Source organism: Methylocystis sp. JAN1 (assembly GCF_052186135.1).
Taxonomy (GTDB): domain Bacteria; phylum Pseudomonadota; class Alphaproteobacteria; order Rhizobiales; family Beijerinckiaceae; genus Methylocystis.
Map to the genome: position 1 here is coordinate 1,566,934 of NZ_CP181499.1, position 19,439 is coordinate 1,586,372.

General features: G+C 65.9%; 17 protein-coding genes. 5 read left to right on the forward strand and 12 right to left on the reverse strand.

The window, feature by feature from the left end; genetic code table 11:
- Window positions 1-193 precede the first annotated feature (193 nt).
- Together fae and ACNHKD_RS07360 are read right to left on the reverse strand one after the other, a co-directional pair.
- Window positions 194-703, reverse strand: coding sequence for a formaldehyde-activating enzyme (gene fae / locus ACNHKD_RS07355; RefSeq protein WP_442755815.1), 510 nt, complete (start codon window positions 701-703; stop codon window positions 194-196).
- 170 nt (window positions 704-873) lie between these two features.
- On the reverse strand, window positions 874-1,764 hold the full coding sequence (locus tag ACNHKD_RS07360) for an NAD(P)-dependent methylenetetrahydromethanopterin dehydrogenase (protein WP_442756422.1): 891 nt from the start codon (window positions 1,762-1,764) through the stop codon (window positions 874-876).
- Window positions 1,765-2,242: 478 nt separating this feature from the next.
- On the opposite strand from ACNHKD_RS07360, the gene rpmB reads away from it, so the two are divergent.
- The 5 genes from rpmB to ACNHKD_RS07385 all read left to right on the forward strand — a co-directional run bounded on the left by rpmB (window position 2,243) and on the right by ACNHKD_RS07385 (window position 7,040).
- A complete protein-coding gene (gene rpmB, locus ACNHKD_RS07365) occupies window positions 2,243-2,536 on the forward strand; it encodes a 50S ribosomal protein L28 (protein ID WP_442756423.1) in 294 nt (97 codons plus the stop codon).
- Complete coding sequence (locus ACNHKD_RS07370) at window positions 2,537-3,097, forward strand: hypothetical protein (protein WP_442756424.1); 561 nt, start codon at window positions 2,537-2,539, stop codon at window positions 3,095-3,097.
- Between the two features lie 250 nt (window positions 3,098-3,347).
- Window positions 3,348-4,619 (forward strand): family 1 glycosylhydrolase, encoded by a 1,272-nt coding sequence (locus ACNHKD_RS07375; RefSeq protein ID WP_442756425.1) that lies wholly within the window; start codon window positions 3,348-3,350, stop codon window positions 4,617-4,619.
- A gap of 86 nt (window positions 4,620-4,705) precedes the next feature.
- The gene (locus ACNHKD_RS07380; RefSeq protein WP_442756426.1) at window positions 4,706-5,719 is read left to right on the forward strand and encodes an SDR family oxidoreductase; all 1,014 of its coding nucleotides are present in this window, start codon (window positions 4,706-4,708) and stop codon (window positions 5,717-5,719) included.
- A gap of 379 nt (window positions 5,720-6,098) precedes the next feature.
- Window positions 6,099-7,040 carry an IS110 family transposase gene (locus ACNHKD_RS07385; protein WP_442756427.1) on the forward strand — a complete coding sequence of 314 codons (942 nt, stop codon included), beginning with the start codon at window positions 6,099-6,101 and terminating at the stop codon, window positions 7,038-7,040.
- Window positions 7,041-7,137: 97 nt separating this feature from the next.
- On the opposite strand, the gene ACNHKD_RS07390 is transcribed toward ACNHKD_RS07385, so the two are convergent.
- From ACNHKD_RS07390 to ACNHKD_RS07435, 10 genes are all read right to left on the reverse strand, one after another.
- Window positions 7,138-7,704 carry a DUF447 domain-containing protein gene (locus ACNHKD_RS07390; protein WP_442756428.1) on the reverse strand — a complete coding sequence of 189 codons (567 nt, stop codon included), beginning with the start codon at window positions 7,702-7,704 and terminating at the stop codon, window positions 7,138-7,140.
- Complete coding sequence (locus tag ACNHKD_RS07395) at window positions 7,688-9,106, reverse strand: DUF6513 domain-containing protein (RefSeq protein WP_442756429.1); 1,419 nt, start codon at window positions 9,104-9,106, stop codon at window positions 7,688-7,690. Before ACNHKD_RS07395 ends, ACNHKD_RS07390 begins: the two co-directional genes overlap by 17 nt.
- 162 nt (window positions 9,107-9,268) lie before the next feature.
- Window positions 9,269-9,829: a flavoprotein gene (locus ACNHKD_RS07400; RefSeq protein ID WP_442756430.1), complete on the reverse strand. Its 561-nt coding sequence runs from the start codon at window positions 9,827-9,829 to the stop codon at window positions 9,269-9,271.
- Entirely contained in the window at window positions 9,826-10,458 is a 633-nt protein-coding gene (locus ACNHKD_RS07405) for an amino acid kinase family protein (RefSeq protein WP_442756431.1), read from the reverse strand. The genes ACNHKD_RS07400 and ACNHKD_RS07405 overlap by 4 nt, the downstream gene beginning before the upstream one ends.
- A 4-nt stretch (window positions 10,459-10,462) precedes the next feature.
- The gene (locus tag ACNHKD_RS07410) at window positions 10,463-11,581 is read right to left on the reverse strand and encodes a (5-formylfuran-3-yl)methyl phosphate synthase (RefSeq protein ID WP_442756432.1); all 1,119 of its coding nucleotides are present in this window, start codon (window positions 11,579-11,581) and stop codon (window positions 10,463-10,465) included.
- Between the two features lie 462 nt (window positions 11,582-12,043).
- A complete protein-coding gene (locus ACNHKD_RS07415) occupies window positions 12,044-13,363 on the reverse strand; it encodes a bifunctional folylpolyglutamate synthase/dihydrofolate synthase (RefSeq protein ID WP_442756433.1) in 1,320 nt (439 codons plus the stop codon).
- Window positions 13,364-13,388: 25 nt separating this feature from the next.
- A complete protein-coding gene (accD, locus tag ACNHKD_RS07420; RefSeq protein WP_442756434.1) occupies window positions 13,389-14,252 on the reverse strand; it encodes an acetyl-CoA carboxylase, carboxyltransferase subunit beta in 864 nt (287 codons plus the stop codon).
- Window positions 14,249-15,133: a tryptophan synthase subunit alpha gene (gene trpA, locus ACNHKD_RS07425; protein ID WP_442756435.1), complete on the reverse strand. Its 885-nt coding sequence runs from the start codon at window positions 15,131-15,133 to the stop codon at window positions 14,249-14,251. Before trpA ends, accD begins: the two co-directional genes overlap by 4 nt.
- Before the next feature lie 417 nt (window positions 15,134-15,550).
- Window positions 15,551-17,464 (reverse strand): potassium transporter Kup, encoded by a 1,914-nt coding sequence (locus tag ACNHKD_RS07430; protein ID WP_442756436.1) that lies wholly within the window; start codon window positions 17,462-17,464, stop codon window positions 15,551-15,553.
- Between the two features lie 23 nt (window positions 17,465-17,487).
- Window positions 17,488-19,428, reverse strand: a complete 1,941-nt coding sequence (locus ACNHKD_RS07435) for a potassium transporter Kup (RefSeq protein WP_442756437.1) — start codon at window positions 19,426-19,428, stop codon at window positions 17,488-17,490.
- Window positions 19,429-19,439: the final 11 nt, after the last annotated feature.

Here is a 19,439-nt window from a genome sequence, read left to right on the forward strand (position 1 = left end):
CCCCAACCGGGGACGCCTCGCGCGGCAAGGCGGGGGTGAATCATAGCCGTCCACATTTGACGGAGGAGCGGGCGGTAAGCGCCCGCGCGGGAGGCCGGCGGCGGCGACCTCCCTCCTCAAGAGCAGTAGCCAATCACCAAAAGAAAAGGGGAGCCGCAAGGCCCCCCTTTTAAGCTTGGCTCCCGGCCCGAACTCAGTTCGGAGCGAAGGGGTGCTTGGCCTCGTTGCGCTTGGCGACGACTTCGGAGGCCTTCGGCTCGCCGCGGACGGCGCGGGCGATGGCTTCCTTCGTGGCCTGGTAGTTGTAGTCCTGGATCTTCTTGTCGTCGTTGGCGTCCCAGTGGATGAACACGCCGACGGAGATGAAGAGGTCGTCAGCCTCGTCGACCGGGATCACGCCCTCGGCGACCGAGTCGGCGACGGCCTTGGCGACGCCGTGCTGGGCCGGGCCGAACATCTGGACGGCCTGCTTGGCGCCCTTGATGGTGACCTTGTTGAAGAGGATCGTGTTGGGCTTGCAGAGCAGGTTCGGGGCGACGACCGCGAGAAGGGTCGTGAAGCCGTCCTTGTTGTTGACGAGCGCGTTCGCGAAAGCGAGCTCGGCGGCCGAGCCGCGCGGACCCATGATGAGGTCGATGTGAGCGACTTCGTTGCCTTCGCCGACGAGCGACTCGCCGACCAGCATCTTGTTGATCTTCGCCATGTGCGTTTCCTTTCGAAGAAACCTACGCCCCGCCGCAGCGGCAGGCGTTTCGGAAAGCGCCGTGCGCATAATTGCGCCGGCCTTGAGAAGCGCCGCGGGCCTTCCGCGGCGCGCACTCAATCAGTTTCGCGTGACTTTGCCAAGACCGTGGTCCCGGCGGCGCGAATAAATCAAACGAGCTGACGCGCGAGCGCGAAAGCGTGACGGAAATCGAGGCAGAGCGGCTTGTCGGAGTCGACCATCTGTTTGAAGAGGCCCGATTCGGCGCCGTATTTCACGTTGCCGATCGCGAGCGCGCCGATGCCCAGCGCGCCATGCTCGGAGATCGCGACGCCGTTGTCGTGCAGGCCGCAGCCCTCGACGCCCAGCGGGGGCACCGCGTTGACGTCCGCCGCGATCAGCAGGTTCTTGGCGGCGGCGAGGTCTCCCTTCGAGAGGACCTGCACGCCGGCGCGGGCGCAGCACAGCGCGATCTCATGGTCGAGCAGCAGCTTGCGCACCATCTCCGGCGAGCTGCCGTCGGCCGGCGACACCTTGATGTTGAAGCGCCTGTTCATCTCGTCGGCCTGCTTGGCCACGCGCTCCAGACCTGAATAGCCGACAATCGTGACCTCGGCGCCCTCGAGAGCCGCAATCACCGCCGAGGAATAGCCGACGACGCCGGTCGCGCCGTAGATGACGATCTTGGCGCCTTTCAGCTCACGCTGCTTCTTGTCCTTCAGGACCTTCTCCGTGCAGGCGACCATGGCGCCGGCGGTGGTGAAGGAGCCGTAAGGGTCGGCGAAGAGCGACACCTCGAACGGCTTCAGCAGCGCCTTCTGGGCGGCTTCCAGCATGTCGAGGGCGAGCACCGCGTCGCGGCCGGCGAAGAAGATGCCGGTCTTCAGCGCGGCGGAGGGCGCGCGGGAGAACATCGCGTCCTGGACCAGCGCCGTGACTTCGTCGAGCGTGACGTTGGTGTAGGGAACCGCGGCGTCGTAGCCGGCGTCGAGGGCCATGTTCACGTCGAAGGGGCTCATATGCTTCAAAGTGCTGAGCATATGCAGGATTGCTTTGGCCATTGGAAAATCCCTAACCTTTGTCGTTCTGGCCCGGCGCCGAACGGCGGGCGCGGCGGGAGGACAGGCTCCGGCTCTGTCAATTTTCGATGATTCCGGGCATGAAGAACGGCGCGGGCGCGCGCCCGGCCCAGCCCGGAGCGACGAGGAGGCTTAGAGCCCAGAACGCCGCCAATGTCCAGAGGCGAATACGCCGCGGCGGGGGCTTTCCCGCACCTTGAACGAGCTTCGCCGGTTGACGCTCGTCACGCTTTCGACTTATAAGGCGCGCGAACAGGGCTCGGCGCCGGCGCGCTTTCGTCAGAAAGCGCGCTCTCAATCTTTTTGGGTGAGCGAGTTCCGATCGAAAAGTCTAGTCAACTTTTTCGGAACTTGTTCTGTGGCGAGCCTTTTGTGTCGTTTCCACCCATCCGCTGACGGCCGCGGGCGCGCATGCCCCGCCCGGCGCATGGATTGTCTAAACGGTTCGAAAGGAAGTTCCATGTCCCGGCGTTGCGAGCTGACCGGCAAGGGCGTGCAGACGGGCAATCTCGTCAGCCACTCCAATCGCAAGACGCGCACGCGTTTCCTGCCCAATCTCGTCAATGTGACGCTCGCCTCCGAGGCGCTGGCCCGTTCGGTGCGCCTGCGCATCTCGGCCGCGGCGCTGCGCTCGGTCGAGCATCGCGGCGGCCTCGACGCTTTCCTGGCCAAGGCGCGCGACGAGGAGCTGTCGCAGGGCGCCCGCGCGCTTAAGCGCGAAATCGAGAAGAAGCAGGCCGGCGCGACCGCCTGATTGCGCAAGATCGTTCTGGTCCGGCACGGCCCTGTCGCCCTGAAGGCGACGGGGCTTTTGTCGTTCGAGGCGTTCGGAGTCTTCGTCGACGCCTACGAATCGGCAGGGCTCGCCGAAAGCGCGCGGCCGCCGGAAAGCCTTTCGAAGCAGCTGGCCGACGTCGCCGCGGTCCTGGCGAGCGACGCGCCGCGCGTGCGCGAGACGCTCGCCCGCCTCGATCTTCGCGCGGATGTCGTCGCCCCGGATTTCCGCGAAGCGCCGCCGGTCGCACCCAGGACGAGCTTGCGCCTTCCCGTCTTCGCCTGGCTGGCGCTTGCGCGCGCCCGCGGGGAATTCAGCCCCGCCCTCGCCGAAGCCCGCCACGGCCTCCGCCGTCGCGCCGGCGCTTGCGCCGAGCGACTTGCGGCCGCCAGCGAATCAGGCCCGGCGGCGCTCGTTGGACACGGGTGGTTCAACCGTTATGTCGCGGCCGCGCTGGCGGCGCGCGGCTGGCGAAAGGCGGACGGCCCCGGCTTCGCCCATCCCTGGGGATATTTGCGCCTCGAGCGTCGCGCTCGCTGAACCCGCGCTCCGCTCGCATGCGACCCTGCACGCGACCGGAAGCGGCGAGGTAAAAGCGCGCCTTCCTTGCGCGACGCCGCCAACTTTTGCGAACGCGCTCTAGATCATGCTGCGTTTAGGCGGAATCGCCCAAACCAGGCGACGTGATCGATTCCAAAGGTTGAGAGCGCGCTTCACGCGAAAAACCGCTTCCCACTTTTTCGTAGCGCGCTCTAGCTAACCGACTGATTGGCGGGGCGAGGAGCGCGCGATGACACATTTCATGTTCAGCACGGGCATTGAAAACAGCAGCCCGACAATCGCGCATGGACGCAAGCGCATCGACGAAATGGAGCTTTGCGACCACTACCGGCGCTGGCGCGAAGATTTCGATCTCGTTCAGGACCTCGGGGTCAAGACGCTGCGCTACGGGCTGCCGCTGCACCGAACATGGCTTGGCCCCGGCCGCTATGATTGGGAGTTCGCCGATCTGGCTTTTGGCGATCTGCGCAGGCGGAGAATCATTCCCATCGCCGATCTCTGTCATTTCGGCGTGCCCGACTGGATCGGCGATTTCCAGAATCCGGACTTTCCCGAGCTCTTCGCCTGCTATGCGAGGGCCTTCGCAGAACGTTTCCCCTTCGTCCAGCTCTTCACGCCCGTCAATGAGATGTTCGTGTGCGCGACCTTTTCCGCCGCCTATGGCTGGTGGAACGAGCAGTTGACAAGCGACGCAGGCTTCGTCGCCGCGCTCAAGCATATCGTCAAAGGCAACGTGCTTGCGATGCACGCCATTCTCTTGGTGCGGCCGGACGCGATCTTCGTGCAGAGCGAGTCGACCGAATATTTTCACGCGGACAATCCTCGCGCCATCGACCCTGCGGAGAAACTCAATGAAAGGCGCTTTCTTTCGCTCGACCTCAATTACGGCCGGCGCGTCAATTCGGAAATGTTCTGCTTTCTGATGGATAACGGCATGCGCTGTGAGGAATATGAATTTTTCATGCGGGAGCATCTCAAAAGCCACTGCATCATGGGCAACGATTATTACGAGGCCAATGAGCACAGCGTGACCGCCGAAGGCAAGACGACGTCGTCCGGCGAGATTTTCGGCTATAATGAAATCACGCGCCAATATTACGAGCGCTATCGTCTGCCGGTGATGCATACGGAGACAAATACATGCGAGGGCCCCCGCGGCGACGAGGCGGTGCGCTGGCTTCGCAAGGAGTGGGCGAATGTGCTGCGCGTGAGAAACAGCGGGATGCCGATCGTCGGCTTCACCTGGTATTCGCTCATCGACCAGATAGACTGGGACATCGCCCTGAGAAAAGCGCAGGGCCATATCTGTCCCCTTGGCCTCTACGATCTCGATCGCAGGCCGCGCGCCGTCGGCAGGGCCTATAAGCAGCTCATCGCGGACTGGCGCGAAGTGCTGCCGGCGCAGAGCGTCTGCCTCACCGTGCCGCTCGCGCCCTATGGCGAGAGCCTCATCGGCGCGGCCGCGCGGCGCAGCGCGGCGGAACGGACGGAGAGCGGATGAGCTCGGGCTGACCCGTCGCCGGGACCGCTGTTCAGGTTGCCCGCCGCCCCCGCGCGCCGATGTAATGCGCGTAAGGGAGCGCGCGAATGAGTTCACAAGAGGAAACGCCTGTCGCCGTCGTCACCGGCGCGTCCGCCGGAATCGGTCGCGCCGTCGCCGTCGCCTTTGCGCGGCGGGGGTACCGGGTCGCCATGCTGGCCCGCAGTCCGGAAGGATTGGACGGCGCCTATCGCGAGGTGGCGCATGCGGGCGGCCAACCCTTCGAGCTGCTTGCGGACGTCTCGAAGCCAGACGACGTCTTCGCCGCCGCTGAAGCGGTCGTCGCGCGCTGGGGGCGCATCAATGTCTGGGTCAACGACGCGATGGAGACGGTGGTCGGCCCGGTGGACATGATCACGCCCGACGAGTTCAGGCGCGTCACCGAGGTCACCTATCTTGGCGTCGTCCACGGCACGCTCGCGGCGCTGCGCCACATGCGGCCGCGCGACGAGGGCCTCATTATCCAGATGGGCTCGGCGCTCGCCTATCGCGCCATCCCGCTGCAATCCGCCTATTGCGCGGCGAAGTTCGCGATCCGCGGCTTCACCGATTCGCTGCGCGCCGAGCTTCTGCACGACAGGAGCGGCATTCGCTTGACAATGGTTCAGCTCCCCGGCGTCAACACGCCGCAATTCGACTGGTCGCACATGCATTTCACGCGGCGGCATCAGCCGATCGGAACGGTCTACGAACCCGAGGCCGTGGCGGAGGCGATGCTCGGCGTCGTCGACTCAAGAAAAGCGCCGCGCGAGCTTTGGCTCGGCGCGCCGACGATTCAGTCGATCCTCGGTCAGTTCATCGCGCCGGGTTTCCTCGACCGCTATCTTGCGCGCAACGCCTATGAGGCGCAGTTGTCGAACGATCCCGTGCTGCCGGACGACCCGGATGAGCTCCTCGGGCCTGACGATCGCGACCACGGCGCGCGCGGGCGCTTCACCGTGCGCGCGAAGAATGATGTCGCGGTTGTCGACCCCGCGCAGTTGCGCGCCGGCGCCGTAATGGCGGGCATCGGCTTGCTCGCGGGGGCGTTCTTTATCGGGCGCGGTTCGCGGCCTTCATAAGCCTTTCCGTGCATAAAGCCCCGGCGGGGTTGCGCCGAGCCCCTGTGGGTCGCAACGATCCCAGCCGCCCTACCTCCCCTTTACGGGGAGGTCGGCGGTCGAAGACCGCCGGGTGGGGTTTGCGCCGCGCCACAATATTTAAGTTGGGGCCTTACCCCACCCGACCCTGCTTCGCAGGGCCACCCTTGTATCTGCCTATCAACGGATTTGTGAGATTCAAGCGACCTGCGTCGGGAGGGATGGCCATCCCTCCCGACGCGCGGCGATGTCGCCCGCCCACCCTTTGGCTACAACCGTCGGGGAGCCTGGGATCGTCGCCGCAGTTGCGCACGACCGAACAGTCGCTTGATTTGCAATCGCACGCACAAGGCAGGTTACCGTGGCAAAGATCATTTGTGGAGTTGACGTTTCCAAGGCGCGCCTCGACGTCTTCGTCGCTGGGCCCAACGTCGCCGCCGCCTTCGACAACACCGCCGAGGGCGTCGACGCGCTCGCCGGCTTCTGCCGAGAGCACGGCGTCGCGCTCGTCGCCATGGAGGCCACCGGCGGCCTCGAAAAGCTCGCCTTTCTCCTGCTCTGGAAAAGCGGCCTACCTTGCGCGCGCGTCAGTCCCCGCCAGGTTCGCGACTTCGCCAAGGCGGCCGGCGCGCTGGAGAAGACCGACGCGATCGACGCCCGCCTCATCGCCGGCGCCGCCCGCGCCCTCAACATCGTCGAGACAAAGCCGCCCAGCGACGCCCAGCAGCGTCTCGAGGCGCTGACCACGCGTCTCTCGCAGATCGTCGCCGACCTCGTCACGCAAAAGCAGCGCCGCCATACGACAAGCGACGCTCTCGCGCGCGGCAGCATCGAGGCCGTCATCGCCTTCCTCGATGCGGAGGCCCGCCGCTTCGAGAAGGAGATCGCCGCCGAAATCGAAAAGGATCCGCTCTGGGCGCGCCTCGACGCCGCCCTGCGCAGCGTCAAGGGCGTCGCCGACCGCACTGTCGCCCGCCTCCTCGCCGAGCTCCCGGAGATCGGCGTCTATTCCAACAAGGCGATCGTCAAGCTCGCCGGCCTCGCCCCCATCGCCAACGACAGCGGCGCCCGCAGGGGCAATCGCCACATCCGCGGCGGACGCGCCCGCGTTCGCTCCATCCTCTTCCTCGTCGCCGGCATCGCAATGCGCTTCGACGAGAAGCTCAAGGCTTTCCACAACGCCCTCATCCAGAAGGGAAAACCCAAAATGGTCGCCCGAATCGCCCTCGCCCGAAAACTTCTCGTCATCCTCAACGCAAGAGCAAGAGAAGCCAGGGACGCTTTCCCTCCAGTCCATCCTTGACAGACCAGATAGTCGCTCCCCGTGAAGGGGAGGCCCGGCGTTCATCCGATTGCAAGTCGGGTTCGCAAAATGCGCGGCGAGCGTCGTGGCGAAGCAGCTATCTTATGTTTGCAAAATGCGCGGCGATCTTCTCCATCACCATGTCCCAGGCTTCGCGTTCGGCGGCCCCGGCGGTCTTGTCGATCGCGATCTTGAGATAGGCGATCTCGCTGTCGATCTTTTCGCGGGACAACATGCCGAGGCGCGTCGCCAGAATCGCGGCCTCCAGCACGGCGGCGCGGGCGCGGTTCATGCCGAGGAACGGCCGGTGGGATTCCGTGTGCTTGACACGGCAGAAGAAGCGGGGGCGGACCGCGTCTTCCTCCACGCGCGCGATCTCCAGCTCCGCATGGGCGAGGGCGCAGGAGAGGCGCGGCGCGGGCCAGTTCTCGATGTCGGTCAGAGGAAAGCTGCGCTGGCCGACGACGAGGCCCGCGAAAACGCGCGCGTCGTCGGTGAAGCTCGCCGTGAGCTTCCCGCTATGTTCGAGATTGAAGAGCGTCTTCGACGGACGGAAAGGCGCGGCGATCCAGCAGTCGCCTTCCTCGATCAGCCCGAGCGGCGCGACATGCGGGCGGCCTTCCGGCGACAGCGTCGTTAGGACGCATTCACGAATCAGAGGCATCGCCTTTTCCCCCGCCCGCCTTGCGCATGGTGTGACCCATTTCCTTGAAGCGGGTCGCGTCTTCTTCCTTGATTTCGGTCGCGGCGCCGAAGTCGAGCGGCTCATCCTGGCGGTAGCGCTTGCCAAGCTTGTAGGCGAGCTCGGCCTTCATCAGTTCCGCGCCGAGATAAAAGGCGTGCGCGCCGTCATGTTCGACGTTCAGATGCGGAAAGAGCGACATGGCGTCTTTCTCGACGCAGTGAAAATTCTTGGCGAAAACATGCACGCCATCGAGCGTCACGTCGATACGGAAATTCGCGTCGCGCAGCTCGCGGGCAAGCTCGGCGATTTCTTCGGGCGTCGTCGCATAGGGGCGCCTGTCATGCACCTGCAGCAGCGCGTCGCTATAGCCCTTGGGCAGAGCGCGGTCGGCGCGCGCCGCATACATCAGGCGCCGCGCCGCGTCGTGCTCCTGCAGCGTGCGGCGCGTATGCGGGCTCACCTGCACGGTGAGGAGATGGCGGATGTTCAGCTCGGAGCAAATTCCGAGCATGGCCGCCGTGACGCCAGCCGAATCCGCGTCGGTGAGTTCGGTGAGATTGCCGGTGCCCATCATGATTTCGGCCTCGGGCTCGCGCGCGCGAATCTCCACATAGCGCGCGATCGAGGCCGCAAAACCGAAATGGATGGGGTCGAGTATCGGATCGAGAATGACATCGATGCCGCGCTTGCGTGCGATTTGCGCGGCGCGTTGCAACGAATCCAGATCGCCATGCGGACGTGGCACGAGGATCGGGACGAGGGGCGAATTGTCGGGCAGGATCGACAAAGTCTCTTCGTCAAGGCTGAGCAGATGGTCGGCGCCGGCTTTGGCGGCGCGCGTCAGCTCCGCGACATTGGCGGAGTCGACCGAGACCTTCAGCCCTTGCGCCTTCAGCGCCGCGATCGCCTCCTCCATATGGTCGAAGGGCGTGTCGGGCAGGCAGCCGAGATCGATGACGTCGGCGCCGCCCCGCGCAAGCTCCTGCGCCTTGCCGACGACCTCGGCGACGCTCATCTTCGAGGCGTCGACGATCTCCGCAAAGATGCGCATATCGTACCGCGAGAGGTCGGGCTTGGCGCCGCCGCGGCCGAGAAAGGCGGGAAGATCCGCGATCTCCTCCGGCCCGCGCTCGAAAGGCGCGCCGAACTCCTTCGTCAGAGCGTCGAGGTCCGCGCGGCAACGGCCGGGCAGGATGACGCGATCGGCGTCGAGCGGACGCGGCAGGCGGCGCTGAATGATCTCCTGCGTCATGAGCGCCGCGACCTTCACGCCGATATCGTGAATGCGCCAGTCCCGCGCCGCCTCGCCGAAGCCCGCAACCATCCGCTCCAGACGCGGATAGGCGAGGTGGCCGGTGAGGAAGAGGAGGCGTTCGGTCATAACTGTGCTTTCTCGGGTGCGCGCGAGGTCACCCCACCCCGGCGCTTCGCGCCGACCCTCCCCCTCTAGGGGAGGGTGGGAAGCGTCGTCAAATCGCGCAAGCCGTTGTCAAAGGCGCGATCTCCACCTCCCCCTGGAGGCGGTCGGGCGGAAGTGACCCGCTCAGCCCTGCTCCGCCAGCTCTCGCTTGCGCCGCTCCACCGCCTCCACCAGCGCGGCGAGGCTTTCGACCACCTGCGTCGCCTCGAAGGATTTCAACCTGTCGGTGTTCTCCAGGTCGATGCGGCGCGGATAGACCATCACCATGCCCTTGGGCGCGCGCGTCTCAAGCTCCGGCGCGGTGTCGCAGGCGAAGACGATGGTCGGCACGCGGCATTTCCCGGCCTGGGCGAAGACGTTGGTCGCGAGATTGTCGGAGATGCCGACGACGGCCTTGGCCACCGTGTTGGAGGTCGCGGGCGCGACGACCAGCGTGTGATAAACATTGTAATAGAAATTGCCGACGGGCGCCGCGCTTGCCGTCGTGTCCTTGAAGATGCGGATCGTATCCGGCAGCTCCAGGTCGTGCTTGTACATGCGCACGACTTCCGCTGCGGCCTTGCTGACGAAGAGGTCGCAATGGTCGAGCGACCGGATCATCTCCAGGCATTCGGTGAAGAAATGGCCGGAGCCGGTGAGCGCCCAGCCCCAGCGCGGCGTGACGACGTCCTTCTTTTTTGTCATGAAGCGATCTTCTGTGTTCGGGAGGCGACAGGCGCGCCGGGCAGGGCGCCTCCGGCGAGACGCGCGCCGGCATCGGAGAGCACGCGCGGACCGGCGACGTAGACGGGCGTTCCGCCGACATAATCAGGAAAGGCCGGATCGACAATGCCGGCCGAGGCGAGGGCCTCCAAAGCAGAATCGGCGCCGATATCGACGCTCTTGACCATCAGCAGCGCATGGGCGCCGGTCTGCCGCGCGAGCCAGGCGGCGAGGCTGTCGGAAGTCACGTCCCATCCCGGCGCGATGTCGCGCGCCGCGGCCACCATCGTCGAGGCGCGCCAGAGCGCGATGCGCCCCGTCGCGTGGATAGCGTCGATCTCCTCGCGCGTCGCGGCGAGGCCGAGACCGTGGACGCTCGCCAGCGCCAGCGCATATTGCTCCATGGCGAGCACGGCCATGGCGTGCGCGGTCTCATCCGAATAATGCAGCTTCGGCTGCGCGGCGCGCACGGCGTCGGCGAAGGGGCCGCCCCCCGCGACGAGGGTGAGACGATGCGGCCAGCGGCGTAGCGCCTCGATCCAGCGCGCGAGATCGGGCGAGTCGTGGAGCGAACCGCCGATCTTGACGACGAGGAGAGGCGCGCCCGTCATCGCGTCAGCTCGGGATCGAGCGCCGCGCGCCCGCATGGCGCTCGCGGCGAATTTTCACGCCGACGGCGCCGGGCGCGACGTCGAGCTTTTCCACCTGCACCGTCACCGAGCGCACGCGCTCATGCAGCAGCACGCTTTCCGCAAGCCGTTCGGCGATCGTCTCGACCATGGCGATATGGCCGCCCGAGAGGATCATTTTGATCGCGTCCATGATCACGTCGTAGGAGAAGACGGCGCGCATGTCGTCGGATACTTCGATGCGGCTCACCTCGGCGTCGACATTGAAGCGCACGCGCTGCGTATGGCCGTATTCATGGGCGTAGGCGCCCACCTCCATCGGCACGACGTAATCGTGCAGGAAGACGCAATCGGTGTCGTTCGCGCCCGGGGGCTCGATGAAGCCGCGCGCGATGAGCGACCATTCGGCGGCCATTTCCTCGACGACGTCGCGGCGCGTGGGGATAAGGTCGCGGATGAGCGCGACGGCGGGCGCCGAAAGCGCGCCCTTGCGGTCGCCATGCGCACAAAGCGCGCCGCGAAAGCCGATGACGTCGGCCCCGGTGACGAGCAGGCGCGGCACGTCCGGCGGCTCCAGCGCGCCGGCGAGGCCGGCGGCGAGCCGCAGCTCCCGACAGCGCTCGGTGAATTCGGAAAGAGAGCCGACGGTCATGATGTCGATGAGGCGGCCGTTCTCTTTATGCGCCGTATCCAGCATGGCGCAGTGGAAGCCGGCCTTCGCCAGAGCCGGCAGACGCGCGAAATCCGGCCGAAGATCGGCGAAGAGCACGGCGACGAGCTTGACCCGCTCGGCGAGCGGGGCGAGCGCCGCGATCATTTCGTCGGCGTCCGGCGTCAGCGGCAGGGCGAATTTGACATATTCGACTCCGGTCTTGATCGCTTCCTCGAAGGCGCGGCGGGCTTGCGCCACGTCATGGGGCAGATCAACCACAGCGCTGACGGGCCGGCGCCCATTCACCCCCGCCACGATTTCCGCGACCTTCGCCAACGGCAGCGCGCCAAGCGCGCCCCGGTCCGGATCCTTGCAGTCGATGATGTCGGCCCCATAGGCGAGGGCGGTCTCCGCCTCTTCGCGCGACAGAACGCTGGCCAACATCAGGGTCATTTATTCGGGCTCCCAAGAAAACGGCCGGAGACTCCCTCTCCCGCTTGCGGGAGAGGGTGGCCCCCGCGTGAGCAGGGGTCGGGTGAGGGCCCTCATCCGTCACCCCTTCGGGGCGACACCTTCTCCCGCAAGCGGGAGAAGGGAGCGTACGCCCGCGTTGCGGACCCTCCTTATACGCTCTCGCCACTTCTGTGAATTGCGATCAGGCTAACCGATCGGGGAATGGGTGAACGAGAATCTCGGCGTGTTGGCGCCCTTCTACCTCCCCTTTACGGGGAGGTCGGCGGTCGAAGACCGCCGGGTAGGGTTCGCGCAGCCATTACATTGTTCGGTCCTTACCCCACCCGACCCCGCCATAGCCCGTCGCTTGCGACGGGCGTCTTTACAGACGCCCTTGGCGGGGCCGCCCTCCCCGTAAAGGGGAGGGATTCGCTCACGCCCCGCATTCAAACGACTACGAGGCTACTCGATCCGCGACCCGTTGGCCGCGAGCACCGCCGCCGCGAGATAGAGCGATCCCGCGATCAGCACGCGCGGCGGCTGGCCGAAGCGGCGCGCCGACAGGATGTTCAGCGCCTCCTCGACGCTGTTCGCCGCGGCGGTCGAGGGGATGCCCTCCGCCCTGGCCAGCGCCGCGACTTCCTCGGGCGGCCAGCTCTTGTGCTCGCCTTCGACCGGCACGGCGACGACCTCGCGGGCGAGGCCGGCGAAATGTTTGAGCAGCGCGCGCACGTCCTTCGTCGTCTGCGCGCCGCAGACCAGAGCGAGCGGGCGGGGCGAGCGGTCGTGGAATTCGGCCATGGCCTCGGCCAGCACGCGGCCCCCATCCTCATTGTGGCCGCCGTCGAGCCAGACCTCGGCGCCCGCCGGCGCGGCGTCTACGATATGGCCGCGCAGCAGGCGCTGCAGGCGCGCGGGCCATTCGGCGCGGGTGAGGCCCGCCTCCATGGCGCGCGCCGGAATCTCGGGCGCAACGGCGCGTAAAGCCGCGATAGCGTTGGCGGCGTTCTGATGCTGGTGGCGTCCCGGAAGGCGGGGGAGGGGGAGGTCCAACAGCCCGCGCTCGTCCTCGAAGACGAGCCGGCCGTTTTCCTCGCGCACATGGAAATCCTGGCCCGCGACGACGAGCGGCGCGCCGATGCGGCGGGCTTCGCGCTCCAGAACCCTTTCCGCCGCCTCCGACTGGAAGCCGATAATGGCAGGGGCGCCGCGCTTGAATATCCCCGCCTTCTCGTAGGCGATCTTCTCGACCGTATCGCCCAGAAACTCCATATGGTCGAGCGACACCGAGGTGACGATCGTCGCTTTGGGGTTCGTGATGACGTTGGTCGAGTCGTAGCGCCCGCCGAGCCCCGTTTCGAGCAGCAGCCAGTCCGCGGGATTGTCGGTGAAGAGCGAGAAGGCCGCCGCGGTCGTCACCTCGAAAAAGGTGATCGGCTGGCCGCCATTGGCTTCCTCGCAGCGCTCGAGAACGGCGTTGAGGCGTTCGTCGTCCACGAGCTTCCCGCCGCCTTCCGCGCCGAGGCGGATGCGCTCGTTGAAGCGGAGGAGATGGGGCGAGGTGTAGACATGGACCTTCTTGCCCGCCGCCTCCAGCATGGCGCGCAGAAAGGCGATGGTCGAGCCCTTGCCGTTGGTGCCGGCGACATGGATCGTCGGCGGCAGGCGCAGGTCCGGCCGGCCGAGCGCCTCCAGCAGCCGCTCGGTGCGGCCGAGCGACAGGTCGATCTTCTTCGGGTGGAGCGTGAGCAGTCGCGACAGGATCGCGTCATGCTGATCCATGGCGGCCGCGCCTTTCTTTCGGAGATCAGGCGGCCTGGCGCGGCGGCGCCTTGGTCAGAAGACCGCACAGACGCGCGAGCGTCTCGCGCATTTCGTGGCGCGGCGCCACCATGTCGACCATGCCGTGGTCTCGCAGATATTCGGCTCGCTGGAAGCCCTCGGGCAGCTTCTCGCGAATGGTCTGCTCGATGACGCGCGCCCCCGCGAAGCCGATGATGGCGCCGGGCTCCGCGATCTGCACGTCGCCGAGCATCGCATAGGAGGCCGTGACGCCGCCCGTGGTCGGATTGGTGAGCACGACGATATAGGGCAGGCGCGCGTCGCGCAGGCGCTGCACGGCGATGGTCGTGCGCGGCATCTGCATGAGCGAGAACATGCCTTCCTGCATGCGGGCGCCGCCCGAAGCTGTAAAGATGATGAAGGGCGTGCGCTTGGTGAGCGCGTGTTCGGCGCCCGCGACGATGGCTTCGCCGGCCGCCATGCCGAGCGAGCCGCCGAGGAATTCGAAGTCCTGCACGGCGACCGTCACCTGCGAGCCGTCGAGCTTGCCGGTGGCGAGCGTCACCGCGTCCTGCGCGCCGGTCTTGAGGCGATATTCCTTCAGCTTGTCGACATAGCGCTTGATGTCGCGGAATTTCAGCGGATCGACCGGGGCCTCCGGCGTCGGCAGCAGCTCGAGTTCGCCGTTGTCGAACAGGTTCGTCAACCGCACGTCGACCGGGCAGCGCATATGATAGCCCGAACTCGGCACGACGTAGAGATTGGCCTCGATGTCCTTGTGGAAAACGAGCTGGCCGCTATCGGGGCATTTCACCCAAAGATTTTCCGGCGCCTCGCGCTTGATGAGGGCTTTGATCTTCGGCGGGACGACATTCGAATACCAGTTCATGCCCAAAGCCTCGTGAGCCAGGAAAAAGCGCCGCCATTCTTGGCGGGGCCCGCCGCGCCGCGCGCGCCGCGCACGCCGGCCGCGATGCTGGCGACCAGCGACGTCACCGCCTCGATGGTCTTTTCGGTCCCCTTGCCGTCCGCGCCGAGCGACGCTTTCAGGGCGTCCACCAGCGCCGAGCCGACCACCACGCCATCGGCGTTGCGGGCGATCTCGGCCGCATTCTCCGCGTTTTTCACGCCGAAACCGACCGCGATCGGGAGGCCCGTATGCCCCTTGATTCGCTTCACCGCCGCGCTCACGCCCGCGTAATCGGCCAGCGCCGCGCCCGTAATGCCCGTCAGCGACACATAATAGACGAAACCGGAGGTGTTTTCGAGAACCTTGGGCAGGCGCTTGTCGTCGGTCGTGGGGGTGGCGAGGCGGATGAAGTTCAGACCCGCGTCGCGCGCCGGAATGCAGAGCTCCTGGTCCTCCTCGGGGGGCAGGTCGACGACGATCAGCCCATCCACGCCGGCCGCCCCGGCGTCGACGAGGAACTTGCCGACGCCATAGACGTAGATCGGATTGTAATAGCCCATCAGCACGATGGGCGTCGCATCGTCCCCGGCGCGGAAGTCGGCCACGAGCTTCAGGGTCTTTTTCAGCGTCATGCCGGCCCTGAGCGCGCGCAGGCCCGCGGCCTGGATGGCCGGGCCATCGGCCATGGGATCGGTGAAGGGAATGCCGATCTCGATGACGTCCGCGCCCGCCGCGGGGAGTCCCCTGACGATGGCGAGCGAGGTCTCGGGGTCGGGATCGCCGGCCATCACGAAGGTCACGAGGGCGGCCCGGCCCTCGGCTTTGAGGGCGGCGAAACGGTCGTCGATACGGGTGGACATGAGAATTTCGGGTCTTTCCGGTTGGGCGGTGCTCCCGCCCGTTTTCGCCCGCAGGCTTAGTCCCTGGCCCGCCTTCCGTCCACCCCCTCTGGCGTCGCAGAGCGTCGGTCCTTCGCGGTTCGGCGTCCGCTTACGGTCGCGGCTTCGGCGACTGGCCGTCCAATCCCCCGTTTTCACCAACCGAGAGAGTCGGAGCGGCGCGGCGTCACTGGCGATAAGCGTCGCCTCTACGGAGATCGCATGCGCGGCGATGAGCATGTCCATATCGCCGAGCGCCCTCGAAGCGGAACGGCGCAGCCAGGCGCGCCGCCTGGCTTCGGCCGTTCTTGAAAATCTTCGCGTTTGCAGGCGCCGGCGCCACTCCTCAGTTGGCATATATCATGAATATATCACTAGGCGCCGGCCCGCGATGGCGGTCTAAATCGTCACCTGCGCCCCCAGCTCCACCACGCGGTCGGACGGAATCGAGAAGAAGTCCGTGGCGTTCGCGGCCTGCTTGGTGAGCGACACATAGAGCTTGTCCTGCCAGGGCGGCATTTCGGACGCGGCGCTCTCCTTCACGACGCGGCGGCCGAGGAAGAAGCTCGTGGTCATGATGTCGTATTTGTAGCCCGCCTTGCGCATCAGGACCAGCGCCGCCGGGACGCGCGGGCTCTCCATGTAGCCGTAATGCAGGACCGCGAGGTCGAAATCCTCCGAGAGCTTCATCAGCTCGAAGCGCTTTTCCGGCGCGACGCGCGGGCAGTTCTCCGTCTGCACGTACAGGATCAGCACGCGCTCGTGCAGCACCTTGTTGTGTTTGATGTTGTGCATCAGAGCGGTGGGCGCCACATTGGGATCGTTGGTCAGGAAAACCGCCGTGCCCGGCGCGCGCATCGGCTTCGATTTTTCGAGCATGGGAATGAGTTCCGCGATCGGGATCGAGTCGCGATGCGTCTTCTCCTTGAGAAGGCGCGTGCCGCGCACCCAGGTCCACATCACGATCATGGCGCACGCGCCGAGCGCCAGCGGCGCCCAGCCGCCATCGACGATCTTCATGAGATTCGCCGCAAGAAAAGCGAGGTCGACCGTAAGGAAGGAGGCGATGACGAGAACGCAGAGCCAGAGCGGCCATTTCCAGTCATAGCGAACGACGACGAAGGCGAGCGCGGTGGTCACCACCATGGTGCCGGTGACTGCGATCCCGTAAGCCGAGGCGAGGGCGGACGAGCTGCGGAAGGCGATGACGAGCAGCAGCACGCCGAGCAGCAGCAGCCGATTGACCCGGGCGATGTAGATCTGCCCTTCCTGCTTCTCGGATGTGTGCGTGATTTCGAGTCGCGGCAACAGCCCGAGCTGGATCGCCTGCCGCACGATCGAGAAGGCGCCGGTGATAACCGCCTGGCTGGCGATGATGGTCGCGACCGTCGCGAGCAGCACGAGCGGCAGCAGCGCCCAGCCCGGCGCGAGCAGGAAGAAGGGATTGTCGACGGCCTCGGGTCGCGACAGGATCAGCGCGCCCTGGCCGAGATAATTGAGCAGCAAGGCCGGCAGCACGAAGCCGATCCACGCCGCCTGGATCGGGAAGCGCCCGAAATGGCCCATATCGGCATAGAGCGCTTCAGCGCCCGTCACGCCGAGAAAGACCGAGCCCAGAATCGCGATGCCGAGCCAGCCATTGTTGAAGAGGAAGGACAGGCCCTGACGCGGATCGAAGGCCCAGAGCACCTGCGGCGCGTCGCCGATATGCATGGCGCCGAGCGCGCCGATGCTGGCGAAGAAGACGGCCATGACGGGCCCGAAGAAAGCCGCGACGCGCGCGGTGCCATGACTCTGCACCCAGAACAGCGTAATCAGGATCGTCAGCGCGATCGGCAGGATGTAGTCGCCGAAGCCGTGGGTGACGAGTTCGAGGCCCTCGACAGCGGAAAGAACCGAAATCGCCGGCGTGATGATAGCGTCGCCGGAAAAAAGCGCAGCGCCCGCGACGCCCAGGAGAAAGATCGCGAGAGAGCGTCCGCCGACGGACGACTCGGCCAGAGCCATCAGCGAAAGCGTGCCGCCTTCGCCGCGATTGTCGGCGCGCATGAGGAAGACGACGTATTTCAGCGTGACGGTGACGATGAGCGCGAGAATGAGAAGCGAGATCGCGCCGATGACCGCTTCTTCCGTCAGCGCGTCCGCCTTGACGGTGTGGGAGAGGGATTCGCGCAATGCGTAGAGCGGGCTCGTGCCGATGTCGCCATATACGACGCCGATCGAGCCGAGGATCAGCGCCGGCGTCGAGTGCCTCTCATGGTCTTCGTTTGTTTCTGATATGTTTCCGGCGTCGACTTGCATATGCTTTGTCATGAACCGCCTCCGGTAATGAGCCGCTAGATGGTGACCTGCGCGCCGAGCTCGACCACGCGGTCGGATGGAATGGAGAAGAAATCCGTCGCGTTCGCCGCCTGCTTGGTCAGCGCCACGTAGAGCTTGTCCTGCCAGGGCGGCATTTCGGACGCCGGGCTTTCCTTCACCGTGCGGCGGCCGAGAAAGAAGCTTGTGGTCATGATGTCGTATTTGAAGCCCGCCTTGCGCATCAGCGCGAGAGCGGCTGGCACGCGCGGGCTTTCCATGAAGCCGAAATGCAGAATTGCGCTCGAAAAATCGCTGGAGATCCTGGTGAGTTCGAAGCGCCTTTCCTGCGCGACGCGGGGCCGGTTCTCCGTCCGCACGCAGATGATCAGCACCCGCTCGTGCAGCACCTTGTTGTGCTTGAGATTGTGCATCAGAGCGGTGGGCGTGACATTGGGATCGTTGGTCAGGAAGACGGCGGTGCCGGGGACGCGCGTCGGCTTCGATTTCTGGAGCATGTCGATCAGCTCCATGATCGGGATCGAGTCGCGATGCGTCTTCTCGGTGAGGAGGCGCGTGCCGCGCACCCAGGTCCACATCACGATCATCGAGCAGGCGCCGAGAACCAGCGGCACCCAGCCGCCCTCGACGATCTTCAGCATGTTCGCCGTGAGGAAGGTGAACTCCACGATGAGGAAGGAGGCCGCGAAGAGAATCGCGAGCCAGAGCGGCCAGCCCCATTTGCGCCAGGCGACGATGAACAGCAGAGAGGTCGACAGCACCATCGTGCCGGTCACGGCGATGCCGTAGGCCGAAGCGAGCGCCGAGGAGCTCTTGAACGCAATGACGAGCAGCAGGACGCCGACGAGCAGCAGCCGGTTGATGCGGCCGATATAAATCTGTCCCTCGAGCATCGCCGAGGTATGCGTGATTTCGAGTCGCGGCAGCAGGCCGAGCTGGATCGCTTGACGCGCGAGCGAAAAAGCGCCGGTGATGACCGCCTGCGCCGCGATGGTCGTCGCCATGGTCGAGAGGACGACAAGCGGCAGCAGCAGCCAGTCGGGAGCCATCAGGAAGAAGGGATTGCCGACGGCTTCCGGCCGCGACAGCACGAGCGCGCCCTGTCCGAGATAATTCAGCAGCAGCGCCGGCAGCACAAAGCCGAGCCAGGCGAGCTGAATCGGAAAGCGGCCGAAATGCCCCATATCGGCGTAGAGCGCTTCGACGCCCGTCACCGCGAGGAAGACGGAGCCGAGCACGGTGAAGCCCAGCCAGCCATGCGTGAGCAGGAACACGACGCCATGACGCGGATCGAAGGCGCGCAGCACCTCCGGCGCGTCGGCGATGTGCGAGGCGCCGAGCACGCCGATGGTGAGGAAGAAGGCGATCATGATCGGCCCGAACAGCGCGGCGACGCGCGCCGTGCCGTGGCTTTGCACCCAAAAGAGCGTCACGAGAATGAAGATCGTGATCGGCATCACGAACTCGCTGAAACGATGGGTGACGAGCTCCAGCCCTTCGATGGCCGAAAGCACCGAGATCGCCGGCGTGATCATCGCCTCGCCGGCGAAAAGCGCCGCGCCGCCGACGCCGAGCAGGAAGGCGATCCGCGTCTGCCGCCCCAGGGCGGTCTGCGCCAGCGCCATCAGCGAGAGAATGCCGCCCTCGCCGCGGTTGTCGGCCCGCATGACGAAAAAGATGTATTTAATCGTGACGGTGAAGATCAGCGCGAAAACGAGCAGCGAGATCGAGCCGATGACGCCCTCTTCCGTCAGCGCGTCGGCCTGCACCTGATGGGCGAGCGACTCGCGCAGCGCGTAAAGCGGGCTCGTGCCGATGTCGCCGTAAACGACGCCGATGGAGCCGACGAGGAGCCCGAAGAGACCGCTCCCGCCATGCCCGTGCTCATGTCCCTGATGCATGGACCCCTGTTCATGGGCCGGCGCGGTTTTTCGTTCCGCGCTCGATTGCTGCGTCATGAGGAGATCCT